Source organism: Flavobacterium branchiophilum NBRC 15030 = ATCC 35035 (assembly GCF_002217205.1).
In the GTDB taxonomy this organism is placed as follows: Bacteria; Bacteroidota; Bacteroidia; order Flavobacteriales; family Flavobacteriaceae; genus Flavobacterium; species Flavobacterium branchiophilum.
In genome coordinates this window covers 1-3,338 of the sequence record NZ_MUGT01000036.1, presented here as the reverse complement: position 1 = coordinate 3,338, position 3,338 = coordinate 1, and the positions used below count along the sequence as shown (strand labels likewise).

Annotated in this window: 3 protein-coding genes; 1 reads left to right on the top strand and 2 read right to left on the bottom strand. The window is 30.6% G+C overall.

Annotated features, from left to right (window positions below; translation table 11 throughout):
* Nucleotides 1-1,757: hypothetical protein (locus B0A58_RS05095; RefSeq protein WP_133063072.1), on the bottom strand; the 1,757-nt coding region annotated here is incomplete at its 3' end.
* 24 nt (nt 1,758-1,781) lie between these two features.
* Nucleotides 1,782-2,900, bottom strand: a complete 1,119-nt coding sequence (locus tag B0A58_RS05090) for a hypothetical protein (protein WP_089080137.1) — start codon at nt 2,898-2,900, stop codon at nt 1,782-1,784.
* 194 nt (nt 2,901-3,094) lie between these two features.
* Between B0A58_RS05090 and B0A58_RS05085 the strand changes: the two genes are divergently transcribed.
* A partial coding sequence (locus B0A58_RS05085) for a helix-turn-helix domain-containing protein (RefSeq protein ID WP_106408026.1) occupies nt 3,095-3,338 on the top strand: 244 nt, incomplete at its 3' end.

Genomic DNA, 3,338 nt, shown 5'->3' with positions numbered 1-3,338 from the left:
TTATAGGGGGCTAGACCATTGTCTAAACGTAAACCGGCATCGGTGTTTGTAGCTGGTGTTGCATTGCTATTGTTTGTAATGGCAAAACCATCTAATTTGATGTTTTTTATGGCGATGTGGTTCCATGTTAAATCTCCAATCTTTGTCCATTGAAAAGCGCCTGTGGTATCCGCATTAGTTATCACATATTTTTTTGCATGAGTATTTGTACTAGCTGGAGGTAAACCCGTACCAGTTGTGGCACCATCTAATGACATACTATTATGGGTACTCCAAGATATGTTTCCATAAATACTAAGATTTGATGCTTTATCAACATTATACGCACCAGCAGCTCCTCTATTTCCGATGTCTATTGACTTGTAATTATTTATAGTAAACCTAGAATTTGTAAACATATTAATACCCGAACCTTCTGTAGAAAAAGGATCATTAGTAATTTGAACTCTATTGAAATTTTTGTATGCTAGAAAGTTAAATTTACTACTATTTTGAAGTTCTTCTTTAGTTTTACCTGCTTCAATTTTACCTTCATAATACAAATCATTTATATCTTTTACTATATAATCTGTTTTTCTATCGGTACTTGCGTTACCTACAAAATTAGTACCTTTCCCTTGGTCGTTATACCAGCCTGCTTTTTCTTCAGAAGAATTGTTATTTGTTCTTCCTTCAATTTCACTGTAAGCTATTGTAGTCCTTGATGCCGCATCTGTTAAACTAACAACATAGCCATATACTGCGGAACCTGCACAGTTTGTAGGGATATTTCCGGTCGCATCTGGAATACAAGGTTCATAGTCTGATACTTGTATATTGTTAAACACATTATTAGCACCTCTAACATTTTTTATTACATCTAAAGTTCTAACTTTTAAACCCTCTGCAACTTTACTAGCTTGAGCATCGATATTTGTGAATAAATTACCCTCTATTTGCCCGCCAGAACCTTGAAAATCTATGCCTACTAAAAAATGTTCTAAGTGAATATTAGAAAAAACATTGCTGTTAAAAATACCACCGTTAATATCTAATACAATACCTCCTTTACAGCGTTGAAAATGAATATTATTAAACGTGTTCCAGTCTGATTCTTGACCTGAAGCAAGTTCTATTAATATTGGAGAATTAGAAACCATAGATGCATTATCAGCACCAATGTATGACCTAAAAAATAACCCCTCGAACAAACAACGCCCCACTTGACCCCCTATTTTGATACCTGTGTTGGCATCAGCAGCATCTGTGGGAGCACCACAATTTAAAGTAGTTTTTAAATCCATATTAAGATTCATGATTTTACTGTTGTAGTTGTTTGATATTTTAAAAATAGCTTCTAAAGTGGTGCTACCAGCTTTAAAAGTGGTTCTTGCACCAGCTCCTTCTATGGTAATGCCGTTTAAGCCGTTTAAGTTAATAGGTGTGCTTACCACATACAAGCCCTCTTGGAAGTAGAAATGACGGAAGCCTCTTTTATAAGCCTTTAATATGATATCTCCATAATCTGCATTATTAGTACTAACTAAATAACTGTTGTTGTTTATATTAGTATCATATTGATTTGAAATACCAACGACTATAGGTCTAATAGAAGCAGGAGTGGCAGGATAACAAGTATCTTCTTGATCTTGAATAGAACCATCTCCGGTTGATAAAGTACTACCTATTATGTAAGTTTTTGGGTTCTGTTGACCAAATGAAAAGTTGCTTAATGCTAACAATAGCATAATGAATAGAAAAGAATTAAGTTTTTGCATAATGTATAATTATTTAGTTATTAATTAGTTAGACCACACTTGATTTCCTTGTGTGATTAGTGTTTGCTTATCGATAAGTCCTTGTCCAGTTGGAGCTACTTCATTTAATAGATTTATTGTTTTACCACTAACTGGCTGCATAGTTAAAAATCTATTTAATACTGCATTTACTCCTTCTGATGTCAATTTAATATTAGATTTATATGATGTACAATTATTCAAATTTGGAATATTAATGACGGTCGCTGGTAATACCTCATCTTTTAAATTAATATTTATACATTTTGTTAATGCAGGCAAATTTACAGTTGCTACAAAATTATCTGAAATAATTAAAGTACTAAGTTCCGTTATTAGTGGAAAGCTAATTGAATTTAAACCTATTTGATAATTATTATACATTGTATTAACTCCAATTCCTCTAGATTGTTCTAAAGCAGGAAACATAATATCTGTTACTATTCCACCACCTCCTAATTCAAGTTTTAAACTATCTACTTTTTTTAAACTATTGAAGCTTAAAGTATTAAAAACACCAATTATACCTATGTATGAACTAGTATAAGTTGCATTAGGATTAATGTACTTTAAATCATTACAAACAAGGTTGTTAGCTATGATTCCTCCTGAGTAACCTCCTCCAGCTTGAAAATTTCTGTGTACATATTCTAAATTATTGCAAATTAAGGTTGCTGGTTGTTCTATTTCAGAATGAAAAAGTAAATCAACATCAAATAATTCAGTTATGCCTTCAATAAGTATATTTTCAGTTTTTATACCTGAATAAAACTTTAAATAACTTTCAGGCATTGCACCATGTCCTTTAATCTTTATAGTTTTTAAATTGTTATAAAATCCACTAAAATCGATATTTCTAACATTTGTGGGTATATCCAATTCTAAAATTGTAACATTATTTAGTGGTCTTAATGCACTTCCAATATAAATATTCTCTGTAAGCGTTCCTACTTCGGCTTTTAGTTTTGCGGCACATTCGGCATCGGTAAGGTTACCTTCAATATACACGTTTGTTTTGCCTATGTTTTCTGTAGGTGCAGTTGTGTAGTATTCATTGGTGGTACACCCAAAAAGGGTTAGTAATAAAAGTATTGTAAGTCCTTTTAATAAAAATGATTTTTTCATAAATTTTTGATTTTGTTTATTTGCTTAAAAGTAATTCATTTTATTCAAATATAGTGTATGAATGATGTTTTTTTTAACAATTAAAGACTTTTTATGATTAATAGCAACTAATTGTATTGCAAATATAGACAAATTATTTTAAAAGTTATAATATATAATAACTTTTTTTATTTTAATATTCAGAATATCGCACCGTGAATGACAAATTACAAAATAGCGATATAGAATTTTTAGTTTCTTTAGGAAACCATATAAAACATATACGAAAATTAAAAAAAATTAGTCAGACTGAAATTGCTTATCGTTGTGGTTTTGAAAAAAGCAATTATAATACTATTGAAGCAGGCAAAAGAAATCCAACCATAATTACTCTATTAAAAATTGCAAATGCTTTAGAAGTTAGTTTAGAAGAACTTTTAAATTTTTCGAGTTACTTAC